The sequence below is a fragment of the Kribbella sp. NPDC000426 genome (genome assembly GCF_040300265.1).
Lineage (GTDB): Bacteria > Actinomycetota > Actinomycetes > Propionibacteriales > Kribbellaceae > Kribbella.
Genome location: NZ_JBEPDK010000001.1, coordinates 1355184 through 1373282 on the forward strand (window position 1 = coordinate 1355184; position 18099 = coordinate 1373282).

Annotated in this window: 15 protein-coding genes; 3 read left to right on the top strand and 12 right to left on the bottom strand. The window is 67.5% G+C overall.

Translation table 11 applies throughout. The annotated features are described in order from the left end of the window. Positions 1–8: 8 nt before the first annotated feature. From ABT313_RS06585 to ABT313_RS06605, 5 genes are all read right to left on the bottom strand, one after another. The gene (locus tag ABT313_RS06585; RefSeq protein WP_350849372.1) at positions 9–884 is read right to left on the bottom strand and encodes a carbohydrate ABC transporter permease; all 876 of its coding nucleotides are present in this window, start codon (positions 882–884) and stop codon (positions 9–11) included. Beyond that, a complete protein-coding gene (locus ABT313_RS06590) occupies positions 881–1837 on the bottom strand; it encodes an ABC transporter permease (protein WP_350849374.1) in 957 nt (318 codons plus the stop codon). Before ABT313_RS06590 ends, ABT313_RS06585 begins: the two co-directional genes overlap by 4 nt. Continuing rightward, entirely contained in the window at positions 1837–3462 is a 1626-nt protein-coding gene (locus ABT313_RS06595) for a type 2 periplasmic-binding domain-containing protein (protein ID WP_350849376.1), read from the bottom strand. The genes ABT313_RS06590 and ABT313_RS06595 overlap by 1 nt, the downstream gene beginning before the upstream one ends. Before the next feature lie 177 nt (positions 3463–3639). Next, positions 3640–4479, bottom strand: a complete 840-nt coding sequence (locus ABT313_RS06600; RefSeq protein ID WP_350849378.1) for a DUF11 domain-containing protein — start codon at positions 4477–4479, stop codon at positions 3640–3642. A gap of 140 nt (positions 4480–4619) precedes the next feature. After that, complete coding sequence (locus tag ABT313_RS06605) at positions 4620–7133, bottom strand: ATP-binding protein (protein ID WP_350849380.1); 2514 nt, start codon at positions 7131–7133, stop codon at positions 4620–4622. A 124-nt stretch (positions 7134–7257) separates the two neighbouring features. Here ABT313_RS06605 and ABT313_RS06610 point away from each other — a divergent pair, with 124 nt between their 5' ends. Continuing rightward, positions 7258–7881: a hypothetical protein gene (locus ABT313_RS06610; RefSeq protein WP_350849382.1), complete on the top strand. Its 624-nt coding sequence runs from the start codon at positions 7258–7260 to the stop codon at positions 7879–7881. A 1-nt stretch (position 7882) separates the two neighbouring features. Here ABT313_RS06610 and ABT313_RS06615 read toward each other — a convergent pair whose 3' ends face one another. The 5 genes from ABT313_RS06615 to ABT313_RS06635 are packed head-to-tail and all read right to left on the bottom strand — an operon-like array spanning position 7883 to position 13322. Then, positions 7883–8881, bottom strand: a complete 999-nt coding sequence (locus ABT313_RS06615) for a LacI family DNA-binding transcriptional regulator (RefSeq protein ID WP_350849384.1) — start codon at positions 8879–8881, stop codon at positions 7883–7885. A 13-nt stretch (positions 8882–8894) separates the two neighbouring features. Continuing rightward, entirely contained in the window at positions 8895–9713 is an 819-nt protein-coding gene (locus ABT313_RS06620) for a carbohydrate ABC transporter permease (protein ID WP_350849386.1), read from the bottom strand. Continuing rightward, positions 9710–10606, bottom strand: coding sequence for a carbohydrate ABC transporter permease (locus tag ABT313_RS06625; protein ID WP_350849387.1), 897 nt, complete (start codon positions 10604–10606; stop codon positions 9710–9712). Before ABT313_RS06625 ends, ABT313_RS06620 begins: the two co-directional genes overlap by 4 nt. Continuing rightward, positions 10603–11862: an ABC transporter substrate-binding protein gene (locus ABT313_RS06630; RefSeq protein ID WP_350849389.1), complete on the bottom strand. Its 1260-nt coding sequence runs from the start codon at positions 11860–11862 to the stop codon at positions 10603–10605. Before ABT313_RS06630 ends, ABT313_RS06625 begins: the two co-directional genes overlap by 4 nt. Next, a complete protein-coding gene (locus ABT313_RS06635) occupies positions 11859–13322 on the bottom strand; it encodes a sulfatase-like hydrolase/transferase (RefSeq protein WP_350849391.1) in 1464 nt (487 codons plus the stop codon). The genes ABT313_RS06630 and ABT313_RS06635 overlap by 4 nt, the downstream gene beginning before the upstream one ends. Positions 13323–13494: 172 nt before the next feature. Between ABT313_RS06635 and ABT313_RS06640 the strand changes: the two genes are divergently transcribed. Both ABT313_RS06640 and ABT313_RS06645 read left to right on the top strand, forming a co-directional pair. Next, positions 13495–14724, top strand: a complete 1230-nt coding sequence (locus ABT313_RS06640) for an MFS transporter (RefSeq protein WP_350849393.1) — start codon at positions 13495–13497, stop codon at positions 14722–14724. Continuing rightward, entirely contained in the window at positions 14721–15194 is a 474-nt protein-coding gene (locus ABT313_RS06645) for a winged helix-turn-helix transcriptional regulator (RefSeq protein ID WP_350849395.1), read from the top strand. Before ABT313_RS06640 ends, ABT313_RS06645 begins: the two co-directional genes overlap by 4 nt. A 4-nt stretch (positions 15195–15198) precedes the next feature. On the opposite strand, the gene ABT313_RS06650 is transcribed toward ABT313_RS06645, so the two are convergent. Further along, positions 15199–15807, bottom strand: a complete 609-nt coding sequence (locus ABT313_RS06650) for a VOC family protein (protein ID WP_350849397.1) — start codon at positions 15805–15807, stop codon at positions 15199–15201. Between the two features lie 54 nt (positions 15808–15861). Further along, a complete protein-coding gene (locus tag ABT313_RS06655; protein ID WP_350849399.1) occupies positions 15862–18051 on the bottom strand; it encodes a carbohydrate-binding protein in 2190 nt (729 codons plus the stop codon). Positions 18052–18099 lie beyond the last annotated feature (48 nt).

Sequence of the window (18099 nt, forward strand, 5' to 3'; positions counted from 1 at the left end):
GCCGTTGCCTAACCCTTGACCGCACCTGTGATGACACCTTTGGTGAAATGCCGTTGCAGGAACGGGTACACCATGGCGATCGGGACCAGCGCGACCACGACGACGGCCATCTGCAGGGACTGCGGTTGCGACGGCGGATGTACGCCGAGTTGGTCCGCGGACAGCGACTTGCCCTGCAACACGTACGTTCGCAGGATCACCTGGACCGGCCACTTCGACGTGTCGTTCAAGTACAGCAGCGCGTTGAAGAACGCGTTCCAGAACCCGACCGCGTAGAACAGCCCGACCACCGCAACCACGGCCTTCGACAGCGGCAGCACGATCCGGCGCAGGATGGTGAAGTCGCTCGCGCCGTCGATCCGCGCGCTCTCCAGCAACTCACCCGGCACATTCATGAAGAAGGTGCGCAGGACAACGAAGTTGAAGGCGCCTAATGCCCCGGGCAGGATCAGCGACCACAGGCTGTCGAGCAGCCCGAGTTGCTTCACCACCAGGAACATCGGGATGATCCCCGGCGCGAACAACAACGTGAACAGCACCATCAGCAACACCGGCCGGCCGAACAGCACCGGCCGCGAGGTCGCGTACGCCAGCGCGATCGTGACCGCGAGCGCGATCGCCGTACCCACCAGCGTGACAAAGACACTGACCAGGATCGCCCGGCCCATCAACCCGCCGCCGAACAGCGTCTGGTACGCCTTCAACGTCGGATGCGACGGCCACAGCACGTACCCGCCGGCGTCGATGATGTCGCGATCGCTGGCCAGGGACGTCGAGATGACGACCAGGATCGGGATCACGATCGCGAGCGCGAAACCGCCCAGTATCAAGGCCTTGATCGCCTGGTACCCAGGAGATGGCCGCTCTTTCCAGATGGGTCTCATGCGCCGCGCCTTTGGAAGATGCCCGGCTCGCCGAGCCGGTGGGCCAGTGAGTTCGCGCCCCACAACAGCAACGCGCCGACCACGCCCTTGGCCAGGCCGGCCGCCGCGCCGCTGCTCCAGTCGCCGCCGACCACGCCCGCGTAGTACGTGAACGTGTCCAGTACTTCGGCCGCGCCCGGGCCGACCGAATCGCGTTGCAGGATGAACTGCTCGAATCCGACACTGAGGATGTCGCCGATCCGCAGGATCAGCAGCAGCACGATGACCGTCCGCAGCGACGGCAGCGTGATGTGCCACATCCGCCGCCACCGCCCGGCACCGTCCGCCGCCGCGGCTTCGTACAAGGACACATCCACAGTGGTCAGCGCCGCGAGGAAGATGATCATCGCCCAGCCCGCGTCCTTCCAGACCAGCTGGGCGACCACGAGCAGCGGGAACGTGTCCGGGTTGGTCATGAACGGGATCGGGTCCAGCCCCGCGTGCCGGAGCAGGTTGTTGACGAACCCCGCGCCGCCGAGCGACTGCTGGAACAACGTCACGACCAGCACCCAGGACAGGAAGTGCGGCAGGTACGCGATCGTCTGGAACCATCGCCGGAGCCGGTTACTGACCAGCGAATCGACGATCAGCGCCAGCCCGATCGGCACCGGGAAGAACAGCAGCAGTTGGACGGCGGCCAGCAGCAGCGTGTTCCGCAACGCGTCCCAGAAGTCCGGGTTGTCGTAGAGGTTGACGAAGTTCTGCAGGCCGTTCCACTCGCTGTGCATGATGCCGAGGTACGGCTGGAAGTCCTGGAACGCGACCACGTTGCCCAGCACCGGCAGGTAGAAGAACACCAGCAGGAAGACGACGCCGGGGATCATCAGCAGCACCATCTGCCAGTCCCGGCGCCACTTCGCCGCCAGCGGCAGGCCGACCTTCGCCTGCCGCTTCGGCGGACTCGATTTCAGCATCACGAGCCGGTGACCGGCACGCTCGACGGGAGCACGGCCGCGAACTCGTCGCGCATCTTGTCACCGCCGCCGGACTTCCAGCGCTTCAGCGCCGCGTCGTACGCGTCCATCTTCTGCCGGCCGGTGACGATGTCGACGATCGTGTCCCGGAACGCCGCGGTCAGCTTCGGGCCGAGCTTGCTCGACGTGTCGGAGTACGTCCCCGCGGTCGGATTCCGCATCGCGAACTTCAGCAGCTGCTGCTCGGTCGCGTAGATCTTCTTGGTGTCGTCGGGGTACGCCGGGTTGAAGATCACGCTCTCCGGCGAGTTCATGATCTGCAGCGCACTGACCAGACCGGGCGCCTGCTGGTTGCCGGCCTTGGTGAGCACCGGGTTCTGCTGCGCGTCGAGCTGGTACTGCTGACCCTCGACACCGAAGTTCTTGATCAGGTATTCCTTCGTGCCGAACGGCGCGGACAGGTAGTCCATCAGCGCCAGCAGCTCGCGGATCCGGCCCTCGTCGGTCTTCTTGAACGGCGTGAACCCGACCGTGCCGTAGCCCATGTCGTACGTCGGCTTGGCCTTGCCGTCGTGGCCGAACGGGATCATCGTGTCGACGAACAGCGTCGGGTCCAGGTTGCGGAAGTCGGCGGTCGCCCGCGGACCGACCGTGACCTGCGCGGCGATCTGGCCGTTCACGGTCTTCGGCGTGGCGTCGGCGAGGTTGAGGTCCGGGTAGAAGACCTTCGCGGCCCAGAGCTTGGCGGCGTACTCGACCGCGGCCCTGTAGTTGTCGGTCTCGTAGAGGTAGGTGAGCGAACGGTCCTGGTTCACCCGCCAGCCGTTCGGGGCGCCGAACCACTCGCCGAACATGTGCAGCATGTTGATGATCGCCGGCTCGAGCGCGTAGTTCGTGCCGTTGCTCAACTCCTTGCACTTGGCAAAGAACTCGTCAGCGGTCGAGCACTGCAGGCCGCCGACCTTCGCCCAGGTCTTCGGGTTGCCCATCATCACCTGGCCGAACGGCGTCGACGGGATCGGCGCGCCCCAGATCTTCCCGTTCACCACCGCGGTCCGCCAGGACGCCGGCTTCAGCGCGGCCAGGTTCGGGTACTCCAGCACCGCGTCACCGGACAGGTACTTGGTCAGGTCCTGGAACTTGGCCTCGAGCATCGGGCCGATGTTCGGGATGCCCTGGTTCGGCGGCAGCCACATCAGGTCCGGCAGCGAGTCGCTGGCGAGCAGCGTGGCGAACTTCTCCGGGTAGCCGGGGTCGGTGCCGATGGTCAGCTTGAGCTCGCCGCCGAGGGCGGAGTTCAGCGCCTGCCACATCGGGTTGCTGCCCATCGGCGGCGGAGGCGTCGCGAACGTCTCGGTCAGCGCGGTCACCGAGCTCTTCAGCGGCGGCGCCTTCACGCTCGAGATCGCGTCCGCCGGGAACTTCAGGAACCCGGGTTCCAGGCCGGACTCGGCCCCGGGGAAGTCCGGGTGCAGCCCCTCGAACGGCTTGTACGTCGGGAGCTTCAGCTCACCGGACGCCTTCGCGCCACCGCTCGACGCGCCGCCGTCACCGCAGGCCGCCAGCGTCGTCGAGGTGGCAATCGCCGCTCCGGTTACCTGCAGAAACCGTCGCCGACTGATCATAGTTGCTCCAAGTTTCGAAGAAGTGCTCACTAACACTCACTTAAACGTTAACCCGGACCGTAAACCTCTGCCGCCCCCGGATGCAAGGCATGAGACAAAAATGAAGCCGGCGACCGCGGGCTCGAGAACCCGCGGCCGCCGGCCGTCCTGCTGTTTCAGTGCGTGTTCAGTGTGCTGCTAGCACGTGACGATCAACCAGGTGAGCGCCCGGCAGACCTTGGTGGCCTTGTCGTTCGTGGCCAGCGGGTCGACCGGTGAGCTGGCCGTCCGGGTCGCCGTCGAGGTCAGCGTTCCGATCGTCAGCAACCCCGCCGACACGGTGAGCGTGCGGGTCGCAGTCTCGCCGCTGGCGAGGGATGCGACGTCGCAGTTCACCGACCGCGTCGACCCGACTCGCGTGCAGGTCGAGCTGACGTAGGCCAGGTTGGCCGGGAAGGCACCGACCACGCGGACGCCGGTCGCGTCGCTCGGGCCGTTGTTCGTCACGCCGATCGTGTAGGTGATCCGCGATCCCGACGCCTTGCCACTCATCGACACGGCGATGTCGGCGGGCGCCTCCTTGATCGTCAGCTCCGGCCCGTCGATGATCTCGAACGAGAAGTTCTCGCCGACGAACTGGTGCTGCAGCTGGATCGTCCCGAGCGGTGCGTCGTCCTTCACCCGGAAGGTGAAGGTGATGGTCTTGGACGCACCCGGCGCTACGTCGCCGGTCCCGGCCCGGACGCTGGTCCCGAGCGTGTCACACGCCGTGGCCTCCGGGCACGACACCAGGTCGACCATGTCCGGCAGCGTCGCGTCCTTGGCGTACAGCGTCGCCTTTCCGCCCAGCACCGTGCCGGAGTCCGAGTTGTACACCGTCTGCTTGATCGTAAAGGTCTGCCCACGAGCGACCGACGTCGTGCTGACCTCGATGGCGCTCGTCGGCGGTGCCGCCTGCGCGGCCACCGGGACCGCCACCAGTGTCGCGCCGGCGACTGCCGTCACCAGCGCAGCACGAAACAACTTCCAGGCATGCATAAGCAATAGCCCCCCATCCCCATTTTCGAATCCCCAGTAACAACTGCCCCCACAGACCGCCCTGATGGCGGTGCAAGCAGTATGGTGGGGTTCCTTCACGGGGGTCAACCACTCGCCGTTGCCTTGTACAACCGCGCCGCTCAGAAATCCAGCCTCGAGAGCAGATCTTCGACGCGTTCGGTGCGACCCGCCAGCCGGTGGCGCTCCCAGTCCGCGCGGGAAAGTGCATCGCCGACCAATTCAAGTGCCTCCGCGAGTTCCTCGTCCGCGTACGGGTTGACGATCTCCAGCCGCTCACCCATCGCCTCCTCGGCGCCGAACAGTGCGGCCGCGCCGGCCGGATCGCCGCGGCGCAGCAGGATGTTCATCGCGGTGTTCGAGAACGCCATAGTCAGAGTCGGGCTGCCGAGCGCCACCACGGTCGGCGTCAGGCGCCGGGCCAGTGCGGCCGCCTCGTCGACCCGATCTGCGAGCGCCAGTAGATAAGCCAGGTTCTGCCCGTGGATGGTGATCTCGAACGCGTCCCCGAGAGACTCGCTGATACTCAGGGCTTCGCGGAGCAACTCTTCCGCCCGGTCGAAGTGCCCGAGCGCCTCCTCGATGCCACCGAGGTGTCCCAGGACCCGGGCCAGTCGCCAACTGTCGTCGAGGGCGCGGAGTCGCTCGACGGCTTCGGTCAGGGTCTGCCTGGCCGCGTCCAGCTCGCCCCGCTGACGTTGCGCCGTACCGAGCACGGTCATCCCGAACGCGATGCCGGCTGCGTCGTCGAGCTCGCGCGACATGGCCAGGCTTCGCGCGGCAATCTCGTACCCGCGGTCGGTTTCGCCCTGCTGGAGCAGGAGATTGCTCAATCCGCGCAGGCAGGCGGCCAGCTCGGGCGAGGACGTCGTACCGGCGGCTGCGACGACTTGTTCGTGCCAGCGGCGGCTCTCGTCGCGGTAGGCGCCGAGTTGCCAGACCCAGCCGACGGCCGAGCACAGACGCAGCGCCGTGCGGACGTCGTGGTCCGTCGCCCAGGCGAGCGCGGCGCGGTAGTTGTCGAGGTCGGCCTTCGAGCGGTCCATCGGCGGCTCGGCCATGGTCCGCTTCATGATCTCGAGGCGCTCGGCCAGGTCGGCGTAGTACGTCGCATGCCGGCCGTGGATCGCTGCCGACTCCTCGGTCGTCCGCAGTTCGTCGGCGGCGAACTGATGGATCGTCTCGAGGAGTTGGACCCGTGTACCTTCCGGTCCTTCGGCGAGCGTGATCAGGTTGGCGTCGTTCAACTCTGCCAGGGTTTCCAGCGGATCAATGCCAGTAGCAACTTCCTGGATCGCGGTCAGGTCGGAGCCACCGGAGAAGGCTGCCAGGCGACGGAACGTACGACGGTGGTCGGGGCTCAGCAGCTCGTACGACCAGGCGATCGTCTCCCGCAACGTGCGCTGACGTTCCGGGGTCACGCTGCTCGTCGACGCGATGTCGAGCGACTGGTCGACCCGGGCCAGCAGCTCCTTGACGCTGAGCAGGCGGACCCGCGGCGCGCAGAGCTCGATCGCGAGCGGGAGTCCGTCGAGCCGCCGGCAGATCTCCAGCACCTCCTCGGAGTACCTGAACGACGGCTGTACGGCGCGGGCGCGCTCCAGGAAGAGTTGTACGGCGGCCGAGTCCTCGTCGGTGACCGGCAGCGGCGTCACGGGATGCAGGTGCTCGCCGACCAGGCCCAGCGCCCGGCGCGAGGTCGCGACGATCTTCACGTGGGCGGCACCTTCGATGATCTCGGCAACGATCTTGCCGGCGTCCGGGAGCTGCTCGAGGTTGTCCAGGACGAGCAGGAGCGTGCGCTGCGCCAGGTACGCGACGATCCGGTTGCGTTCCCGCGGCGGTACGTCGAGTACCTCGGCGATCGTCGTCCACATCACGGCTTCGGACGTGGCCGCCGCCAGCGGGACGAAGTACACGCCGCCGGGGACCTTCGACGCCGCACCGATCGCGAGGCGGCTCTTGCCCGAGCCACCGGGACCGGTCAGCGTGACCAGCCGTACGTCGGGCTGGTCGAGCAGGTCCACGATGCGGTCGACGTCCTGCTCACGACCGAGCAGCGCGGTCGCCGGAGCCGGGAGGCTGGTCGAGGTACCGATGGTGCGTGGCGGCGGGAAGTCGGTCTGCAGGCCTTCGATCATGACCTGGAACAGGTGCTCGGGCTCCGGAATGTCCTTCAAATGATGCGTTCCGAGGTCGCGCAGCGTCACGCCGTCGGGCAGTTGGGTGAGCTGACCGGTGACCGCCGAGACCACGATCTGGCCACCGTGCGCCGCCGCGCCGATACGCGCTGCGAGATGGACGTCCATCCCCCAGTAGTCACCGTCGTACACACCCGGCGTACCGGTGTGGATGCCCATCCGCACGCGCAGCCGTTCGCCGCCCGGCCATCGGTGCTCCGCCAGTCCGCGCTGTCCGTCGACCGCCGCCCGCACCGCATCGCCGGCCGTCTCGAACACGACGAAGAAGCTGTCGCCCTCGGTCCCGATCTCCGTCCCGCCGTACGTCGACCAGACCGCCCGCAGGATCCGGCGATGTCCCTCCAGCGCATCGAGGTAGCGATCCCCCAGCCGCCGCAGCAGCACCGTCGATCCCTCGATGTCGGTGAACAGCATCGACACCATTCCCCCACCCATGCCGCCAGTCTCATCGGACCGCCCGCAAAACGTCGAGACTTCGGCGGCAACTTTTCTCGACGAGCCGGAGTCTCATCCGCTGCGCAGCCAAGGAGGCGGCGAAATGAGCTGGGGGTAAAGAAAGATGAAGCGGTTCGGGATCGTTGCGGGGGCTGTCTCCGGAGTCATGGCGCTGGCGGGTGCGGGGGCGCTCGTGCTCGGTGGGGCGTTGCCCAGCAACGCCGCCACCGAGCAGATCAAGACGGTTGCCGCAAGCAACAGCACGGCGTCGACGCCGGTGCGGTACAAGACCCGGTTCTTCCTGGGCTACAGCGAGGGCCACCACGCGATGGCGGTGCTGCCGACCACCTGGCGCGACGTCGAGCTCGGGAACTGGCAGGCGCGCTTCGACGACAGCGCGAACAACCGGATGATCCGGTTCGACGCCAACTACAACTACAACATCACCACCGTGACCGCGCTCAACCGCAAGATCGCCGCCCTCAAGGGCACCCGCGGTCTGCACATCGTCGGCACCTCGACGGTCGGGATGAACTCGACCAACCACCAGGGCCGGCTGACCGTGAGCACGGTCGTCTACACCTACAAGAGCGGCAACACCACCCGTTGGGTCGCGACCCGGTACGTCGGCCTGGACGGCAGCAAGAACGCCGATGTGGAGATCTCGACGGCCGGCTCGACCGCCGACAGCAAGGTGCTCGGCGCAGTCCTCAACTACGCCACGATCTCCCTCGCCCTGGCCGGCTGAGCTAACCGATACCGGTGGTGCTCTCGCGCACCACGAGACTGAACGGGGCCTGGAGGCGGACTGGTTCGCCTCCAGGCCTCTGGTCGCGAAGGGCCTGCAATGCGAGCTGGGCGATGGCTACGCGGTCGGGTGCGACCGTGGTGAGGGTGGGCAGGGTGGCGAGGTCATAAGGGATGTCGTCGAACCCGACCACCGCGACATCCTGCGGGACCTTGAGACCACGAAGTACGAGCGCTCGGATCGCACCCATCGCCAGCCAGTCGGTGGCTGCGAAGATCGCGTCCGGCGCGGGGTGGCCCGAATCCAGCCATTCGCCGAGCGTCCGCTCGGCGTCCTGACCGCGCAGGCCGCCGGTCGGCAGCACGATGTCCTCGTCGACGGGCAGCCCGGCCGCGGCGAGCGCGTCGCGGTACCCGTTGATCCGCTCGTCCTCCATGCCCGGCCCCGGCGCCAGAGCCATCACCTGTCGCCGCCCGAGCGACAACAGATGCTCGGTGGCCACGCGCCCGGCGTCCCGGTTGTCTATCCCGACATGGTCGGCGTGGTGCTCCGCGCCGGCCTTCTCGCCGAGCAGTACCAGCGGCAGCGTCGGATCACGGCCCTCCACATCCTCGGGCGTCAGGCCGAGCGGGCTCATCACGATCCCGTCGAGCCTGGCCGGATGCCGCTCGTTGAGCAGTGCGAGCTCGGCCTCCCGCCGCCCGCCGGTCTGGTGGAACTGCACGATCCACCCGAACGCCTCGGCCTCGTCGAGCATCCGCGCCGCGAGCGACGCGAAGTACGGACGGTCGAGCTGCGGTACGGCGAGCGCGATCACCCCGCTGCGGCCCTGGGCGAGGTTGCGGGCGGCGATGTTCGGCCGGTACCCGAGCTTGTCGATCGCGGCGAGCACCCGCTGCCGGGTCTCCTCGCGGACATGCTCGGCCCCGTTGACGACGTTCGACACCGTCTTCATCGACACCCCGGCCGCCTCGGCGACATCGGTCAAACGGGGTCTCATGGGAGCAATGCTGTCATTTGAGACCGGTATGGGCCATCCCGGCCAGGATCCGGCGCTGGAAGACCACGAAAACGACGACCACCGGGACCAGCGTGACGACGCTCATCGCGAACAGGCCGCCCCACTCCGAACTGCCGGTGGCGTCGAGGAACCCGCGCAGCGCGACCGGCACGGTGAGCTTGGTCCTGGTCGACAGGTAGATCAGCTGGCTGAAGAAGTTGTTCCAGGTCCAGATGAACGAGAAGATCGCCGTCGTCACCAGCGCCGGCGACAGCAGCGGCAGGATGATCCGCCGGTAGATCCCCCAGTAGCCGCAGCCGTCGATCCGGGCCGCGTCGTCCAGCTCGACCGGGATCGACCGGATGAACTGCACCATCAAGAACACGAAGAACGCGTCGGTGGCCAGGAAACTCGGCACGATCATCGGCCAGAACGTGTCGATCCAGTTCAGGTTCCGGAAGATCGAGTACTGCGCGATCAGCGTCACGTGCCCGGGCAGCATGATCGTCGCGAGCATCACCCCGAACAACGTCTTGCGGCCGACGAACGTCATCCGGGCGAACGCGTACGCCGTCAGCGAGCAGGTGATCAGGTTGCCGATCACGACCGCGGCGCAGATGATCAGCGAGTTCATGATGTAGACGCCGAAGCTCGTTCCGGTCGAGGACCACCCGAGCGCGTAGTTGCCGAGCGTCGGATGCTCCGGGATCAGGCCCGGGTGGGAGAAGATGTCGGTGTTCTTCCGCAACGAGGCGCTGACCATCCAGAGCAGCGGGTAGAGCATGATCAGTGCCCCGGCGGACAGTCCGGCATGGGCCAGCACGCGTTTCATCGGCGTACCCCTTCGTCTCCGTAGAACACCCAGGTGCGGCCGAGGACGAAGTTCAGTCCGGTGAAGACCGCGATGATCAGCAGCAGCACCCAGGCCATCGCGGCGGCGTACCCCATCCGGAAGTTGCCGAACGCCTGCTGGTACAGGTACAGCGTGTAGAACAGCGTCGAGTCCGACGGGCCGCCCTTGCCACCGCTGATCACGAACGCCGGCGTGAACGCCTGGAACGCGCCGATGATCTGCAGCACCAGGTTGAAGAACACCACCGGCGACAGCAGCGGTAGCGTGACCCGCCAGAACCGTTGCCATCGGCCCGCACCGTCGACCTCGGCAGCCTCGAGTACGTCGTCCGGGATCTGCCGCAGCCCGGCCAGGAAGATCACCATCGGCGCGCCGAACTGCCAGACCCGCAGCACGATCAGCGTCCACAACGCCGTACCGGGCTCGGAGATCCAGCCACGGCCATGGATCCCGAAGATGCCGAGTACGTCGTTGAGCAGACCGTCGCTGCCGAAGATCTGCTGCCAGAGCAACGCGATCGCGACACTGCCACCGAGCAGGCTCGGCACGTAGTACAGCGCCCGGTAGACGGCGAGACCTTTGAGCCCACGGTTGAGCAGTACGGCGACCGCGAGCGCGAACGCCATCTCGAGCGGCACCGAGACGCCGACGTAGATGAACGTGACGCGCAACGAATGCAGGTAGCGCGGGTCCTGGAAGAGCGCCGTGTAGTTGTGCAGCCCGGTCCACTCCGGGGTGTTGAGCAGCGCATAGTCGGTGAACGAGTAGTACAGCGACAAGAGCATCGGGCCGATGGTCAGCCCGAGGACGCCGATCAGCCACGGCAGCAGGAACAGGTACGCCGGGAGACTCTGACGGATCCTTCCGATCACTGGCCGAGGGTCTTTCCGGCCAGGTCGACGAACTCCTGCGCGCCCGCGTCCGGCTTGGTCTTGCCGAAGCCGATGTTCTCCGCGATCCGGCCGAACCCGGTCAGCAGTTCGCCGTACCCCTTCGGCCACGGCTTCGGCGACGGACCGACCTTGCCGGCAATGTCCTCGACGTACTTGATCGCCCGGGCACCGGCCGAGCCGGCATCCGCCGAGACCAGGTCACGCGCCTTCTTCGACGGCGGTACGCCGAGCAGGATGCCGATCGTCTTGATCGCCTTCTCGTCGTTCAGCAGGTACCCGATCAGCTTGGCCGCGTCCTCGGGATGCTTGCTCGCGGCCGAGATACACCACAGGTCGAGCCCCTTGATGAACTGGCCCTTGAGATCACCGGCCGTGTCCTGCGGAACCGGCAGCACCGACAGCGGGCTCTTCACCAGCGGCTGGTAGAACGTGACCTGCTGGACCCAGCCGAACTGCAGCGGTGCTTTGCCCTTGGCAACCAGCGACTTCTCGATCGCGGTCGTCTCGGCGCTGATGTTCTGCGGCGGGGCGGCCTTGGCGTTGCGCAACCCGGCCCAGTACTCGAACCACTCCTGGACCGTGTCTTTGCTCGTGGCAAGCTTCCCGCCGTCGTCGGAGAACAGCTCGGTGCCGTGCTGGCGCGCGTACACCTCGAACAGCTGGAAGTTGCCGGCCTGGTCGGTCGATCCGTACGAGCCCTGGATCGATCCGCTGTAGTCGCGGGCGAACTCGGCGAACTTGTCCCATGTCCAGCCCTGTGCCGGGACGGTGCCGCCGGCGCGCTTGACCGCGGCCTCGTCGACGTACATCGCGTAGCTGATCGAGCTCTGCCCGATCCCGTAGTTCTTGCCGTTGGCAACACCGCTGTCGGCGACGTCCTTGTCTAGGCCCGAGGTGTCGATCCCCGACGAGCCGAGGTCTTTGAGCGCACTCCGGCCGGCGTAGTCGCTGAAGTAGCTCATCGACATCCGCAGTACGTCGGGAGCGTTGTTGCCGGAGGTCTGCGTCGCCAGCTTGTCCCAGTAGTCGTCGAACGGCGCGCTCTCCGCGGAGTACTCGACGCCGCCGCTCGACTTCCACGCGGCCAGCGCGGTGTTGAGCGCCTTGGTGACCGGGTCGGGCCCGTACCAGGAGACGCGCAGCGGTTTGTTGCCTCCCGAGCAACCGGGCAGGACGGTCGCGGCGGCGGTGGCGGCGCCGAGACCGAGCAGGGTCCGGCGGGTCAGTTTGGTCATGATTGGTTCTCCCTGCGTTGGGCCCAGCGCCAGTTGTGGGGCAGGCGCAGCGGGACGTAGTTGCCGTTGGGGAGGTCGTCGGTCAGCCGTGCTTGCCAGCGGGCGAGCTGGTGCAGCAGTCGGGCCCTGACGGCCAGGTGGCGTTCGTCGTCGAAGAGGTTGTCGAGCTCGGCCGGGTCGTGTGCGAGGTCGTACAGCTCACCGGCCAGGTCGGCGTGGACGATCAGCTTCCAGTTGCCGCTGCGGAGCATCCGGGCGGCGCCGGACTGGGTGACGGTGTTGAGCTCGTCGAAGGTCGGGCCGTCGTACGCGAAGTGCAGCGGCGGCCGCGCGGTCACGTCGTACGCGCGTCCGCCGAAGCCCTGCTCGGCGATGATGCTGCCGAACTCGGCCTCGGGTGCTGCTTCCCCCTGCGCGAGCGGGAGGAGACTACGGCCCTGGACGCCGTCGGGGATCGGCCGGCCGACGGCCTCGCAGATGGTCGGGAGTACGTCGACGATCGAGACCGGCTCGTCGCGTTGCTGGATCGCGATGCCGTCGCCGGTCATGATCAGCGGGATCCGCATCAGGAAGTCGTTGAGACCGGCGCCCTTGCGTTGCAGGCCGTACTCGCCGACGTAGTCGCCGTGGTCGGCGAGCACGACGGTCAGCCGCGGTCGTTGCCTCAGGCCCTCGTGCAGGCGGCGGATCTGGTCGTCCAGGAGCCGCAGCATGCCGAGGTAGTTCGCGGCGTACCGGCGCCAGTTTTCGTCGTACCCGGGGCGCTTGTCCTCCTGGAGTTCGCGCAGCCAGGCGTAGGTGCCGCCCTTGATCTCCGCTGCCTCGGGCCCGCTGATGCGGTCCGGGATGTCCTCGGGGGCGACCAGGTCGAAGTACGGCTGAGGGACTTGGTACGGGTTGTGGGGCTCGGGGTAGGAGACCCAGAACAGGGCGGGCTTGTCGGGGTCCGCGGTTCGCGCGGCCTCGAGTGCGTCGGTGGTGATCCGGTGCGGCAGCTGGCAGCGCACGTCGTACGGCGTGGGCTCGTCGGAGACACCGTGGTCGAGGTGCTCGAGCCAGTCGTCGAACGCCTTCTCGTCCGCGTCCCGCTCGGGTCCCTGGGTGTGGAAGTACGGGCCGGCGAACGTGTCGAAGTCCTTCGCGCCGCGGTGCATGTGCGGCTTCCCGGCGAAGTGCAGTTGGTAGTCCGCGGCCCGCAGTACGTCGAGGAGGTCCTGGGAGAAGCCGGCGTACTGCGCGTTGCTGTTCTGCCGGACCTGGTGCGCGCTCGGGAACCGCCCGGTGAGCAGACTCGTCCGCGCCGGCACACACGCCGGCGCCGCGGTGTAGGCCTGCCGGAAGTCGGTGCCGCCGGCCGCCAGGCCGTCGACGAACGGCATGGTGTCGACCGGATACCCACTCCGCCGAGTCAGCCCCACCCGCTGCTGATCGGTCATCACGATGACGATGTCGGGACGCATCTACAACCTTCCATTCACCATTTACAGCGCTGTATTGCAGCGCTGTAAACCATGCTGCAGACACCTCGGGACGTCAAGTGACGGGGATCACACTCAGTTCTGGATTGCTCAGAGCAACTCAGGTGTTCTGACTTTCATCGAGCAACTCAGCCGTCCCTGAAAGGACCCCTCTGTGAGCACTCTCGACCTCCCGGTCTCGGCTGCCCCGCGATCACGCCGCAGCCTCAGCCGGCGCGGTAGCTTCTGGACGGCGGCCGCCGTCGCGGGCATCAGCCTGTGGACCAGCGCGGCCCCGACCACGACGTACCCGCTCTATGCCTCGACCTGGCACCTCACCCCGACGGCGACCACGGCGATCTTCGCCGTCTACCCGGTGGTCCTGGTCGCGTTCCTGCTGATCTTCGGCCAGGTGTCCGACTACATCGGCCGCCGGACCACGATGCTGTACGGCGTCGGCGCGATGCTCGCCGGCGTCTTTCTCTTCGCTGTCGCCCCGTCGGTGGGCTGGGTGTACGCCGGGCGAGCGCTGATGGGCGCGGGCGTCGGCCTGGCGTTGACCCCCGCGACCGCGGCCGCGGTCGAGTTCAGCGCCCGGGGCAAGGAGCACCGAGCGGCGTCGATCACGACGGTCGCGACCGCGGCGGGGCTGGCCCTGGCGACGATCGTCGGCGGCGGGCTGATCGAGTACGCCCCAGCTCCGTTGCACCTGGACTACTGGGTCCTGGTCGCGGTTATCGTCGGCGTCCTCGCGGCCATCTGGCGGATGCCACGGCACACGCGGGACGAGGCGCAGGGCCGTTGGCGGCCGCGTCCCATCACCGTTGCCAAGGGCACCCGTCTGCTGTACCTCGCGGCGGCTCTCGCGGTCACCGGCGCGTACGCGTTCGGCTCGGTCTTCCTGGCCCTCGGCGCCGAGATCGTGCGTGACCTGGTCGGCACCGGGAACGTCTTCGTGATCGGCCTGCTGCTCGCGATCTTCTCGGTCGCCACCGGGACGACGGCGATCATCGGCCGCCGGTTCCCCGCGCAGCGGCTGGTCCCGCTCGGCGCAGTACTCACCCTCGTGGACCTCGGCCTGCTCGAGCTCGCAGCGACAGCGCATTCGGTCCCGCTCTTCATCGCGACGACGATCGTCGGCGGCACGGCGTACGGACTGCTGTTCTCCGGCGGCCTCGGCCTGATCGCGGCCCACGCACCGGCGCACCATCGGGGCGCCACCGTCGCGGCCGTCTACCTGGTCGCCTACATCCTGCAGGGCGCGATCGCCCTCACCCTCGGCCTGGTCGCCACGGCGTCTGGCCTGAGTACGGCGCTGCTCCTCGGCGTCACAGTGATCGGTACGCTGGCCATCCTGATCCTGGCGGCGGCCATCCTCCACACCACCCGCAAGGAGGTGTCATGAGCACCCGCACCGCGGGCCGACCGAACTGCTCGATCGCCCGCGCCCTCGACCTGCTGCGCGACCGGTGGACGTTCCTGATCCTCCGCGAGGCGCACCTGGGCACGACCCGCTTCGCGGACTTCCGTGACGTGCTCGGCATCGCGCCCAACATCCTCACCAACCGCCTGACGGCCATGGTCGACGCGGGTCTGCTGGAGCGGCGTGAGTACCGGGCGGAGCGGGAGCGCACCCGTTGCGACTACCACCTGACGCCGGCCGGCGAGGACCTCAAGATCGTCCTCGCCGCCCTCCAGCAGTGGGGCGATGTCCACGTCCCCCGCGACCAGGGCCCCACCGTCGTGCGGCACGCCAAGTCCGGCGAACCCGTCGACGTCTCGTTCACGACCGAGTCGGGGAGGCGGGTGCCGGCGGCCGAGGTCTCCTTCGACCCGGTCCCCGGCAGCACGGCCGACCGCAGCGACTGGCGCTGACACATCAGGCCGCGGGCTCCCAGGCGAAACCGTCGGGGTCGACGTGAGTGCCCGCGTCCATGGTGAGCGCGATCCGGTGCGCCCCAGCGCCCTCGGCCGGTACGCCGGCGTCCTTGGCCAGCGCCTTCCGGCTGTAGAGGCCGAGCTTCACGGGACCCGCGGCCTCGAACTCGACGTACTTGCGCCCGAAGCTCCGCGCCACGGTCAGGCCGTTGTCCACGTAGAACTTCTTGCTCTCGGCCACATCCTCGCAACCCAGCAGCAGGACGACGGAGTCGATCTCGCGGGTCGCGGGGCCGGTGTCCTTCTTGGCCGACGTGGCCACCTTCCAGATCGTGCCGTCGGGGGCTTGCAGCGTTCCGCCGTACCCCCACAGGGACTTGGTCACCGGCTTCACCACGGTCGCGCCGGCGGCGATCGCGCTCTCGAACAGGCTGGTCACCGTGCTCGGCTGCGCAACCGTCAGCGAGAGCGTGAAGCCGCGGAAACCGCTCGTCTCCGCGGCCGACTCACGCACCCGCACCCGGTCGTCCAGCCCGAAGGCCTCCTTCAGGAACAGCTCGGTCCCTGCAACGTCGGCCACTTCCAGAACCACACCACGAAGATTTGTCATGCCTTCAAGCTAGATTCGGCCGACCCTCCGCCGCTTCTTGATTCCTGACCACCTTCAGCCGGTGAGCCGAAGGTAGTCGAGGTTGAAGCCGCCGGTCTCGCAGTACACCGTGATCACCTGATCGCCTTGCGGCAGCGTCACCTGCGCGGTGATCGACTGGTAGTTGGCCCAACCACCCGTGTCCGGGACCGTTGCTTTGGCCAGCGTCGCGCCCGCGGCACCGCGGATCGAGACGGCGTCCGTCGCCGCAGTGCCGGTGCCGTTGGCGACTCGCAGTTCGAGGTTGTAGGTGCCTGCCTGGGCTACGTCGACGCGGTACTGCAACCAGTTGCCGGGCGCGGTCCAGCCGACGTTCTTCCCGCCACTGGCGGCCGCGTTGCTCTCGATGAAGTTGGCGCCGCCCTCGGTCCAACCGTGCTGGGCGACGTACGACTCCGCCTCCACCTTCTCGCCGACCGGCGCACCGTGCGGCCTGACCGTCACGTGCACCGTGGCCTCGTCGTGCGATGCACCATCGGTGACCCGCACCTTGAGGTCCATGGAGCCGGCGACCGTCGGATGTAGCGTCAGGGTGTTGCCCTCGAGGCTGACCCCGGCGGGGAGATCAGTCGCGTAGTACGCGAGCTTGTCGCGGTCGCGATCGGTTGCCTGGAGCTGCACCGCTGTCGTGGCGTACTGATCCGCAACGACATCAGGGATCTGCGCGAACACCGGCGCGTGATCGCGGTGTGGGACGTCGCCGTGCCAGCGGTACGTCGCGTACGCGTTCGCCGGCACTGTCGCCGTGAACGACTTCCCCGCGAGGGTGACGCGGACCTTGCTGGGTGCTGCGTTGGAGTTACCCACGATCGCGACAAAGTTGTCGTGGGCATCCTTGTAGACGACGTTGCTGATGCCGCCGGCCGGCGCGCTCGACTCGACCCGGGTGTGCTCGGGACCGAGGTACTTCGCGAACTGCCCCATCGCGTAGAGCTCGTCCCGGACCGTGAACGTCCTGGTGTTCGTGTCGACGGTGACCAGCCGGTTCGGCCACTTCGTCGTCCGGCCGACCTCTTCCCAGTCGACGTTGTTGTCCCGCGCCGGCGTCCAGTGCAGCGTGCCGCCGTCCTGGTCGGTCGTCTGCGCCCAGAGGATGTACGACGACGCGTCGAGCCGGAAGTAGTTCAGGATCGTTGCCGGCGACAAGTCACTGGTCTCGGTCATGTGCACGGGCTTCCCGAACTCCTCGAACGCATCCCGCATCACCGTCGGGTCGCCCCAGTAGGGGTGGAACGCGATCGCATCCGCGGCCTTACGCGTCTGCGGATCGTTGAAGATCCGGTAGTAGTTCTTGGTCTCGGTGCTGTTGGGATCCCGCCAGTCCCAGAAGTTGAAGTCGTGCACGTACAGCTCGGTGCGGAGTCCCGCCTTGCGCACCTCACGCTTGATTGCCACCGACAACTTCTGCTGCTGCTCGACGCTGATGTCCATCGCCGGATACACCACATCGATCCCCGGCTCGTTCAGCAACGTCAGCGCGTCGACTGTGATCCCGTGCTTCGCGTAGGCCTGCAGGTACTTCACGTAGTACTTCGCGAACACGTCGATGCAGTCGTCGCGGAGCTTGCCCACCTGGTGGTACGACGTCGTGCTCCCGGGGTTCAGCGCGACCTCGCCGGTGAACCGGTTGTTGGTCTTCATCCAGGCCGGCGCACTCCACGCCGAGGCGAAGAACGTCGCCCGCGGGTTGTACTTCTGGATCAGCTTCACCGTGTCGACGATGTGCAGATCGACGTCGCGCTTGATCGAGAAGTACTTCAGCGTGCGGTCCTCGGTCACGCCGGCCGGCAACTCGTCGTACGACCAGAACGGCAGGTGCTCGATCAGATCCGGGCTCCCGATCGTCAGCCGGAACCGGTCGAACCCGGCACCCGTCTTCGGGTCCACCAGCAGCTTGACGGCCCGCTCGCGCTCGGCCGGCGTCAGCTTCCAGAGATTGGACACACTGGTCTCGTCGAGCGAGAACCCGACACCGGAGTACTTCTGCCGGAGCGTGCTCGGATCCACGACCACCGTCGCGTCGACCGGGCCGTTGTCATCCGCGCCGACGTACGTCGACGGCAGCGGCTGCCAGGTCTGCGCCGAACCGCTCGAGTACGTCCCGCTCACCACCGCCCCGCGCTGGGCCACCGCCGGTGACCCACCCGTGGCCAACCCGCTGGCCACCACCCCGACCACAACCGCCAACCCAAGAGTCCGCCTCACAAACCCTCCAAGCTCAGGTGGAAAGCCCTTACAAGCAGGCCGACTCTA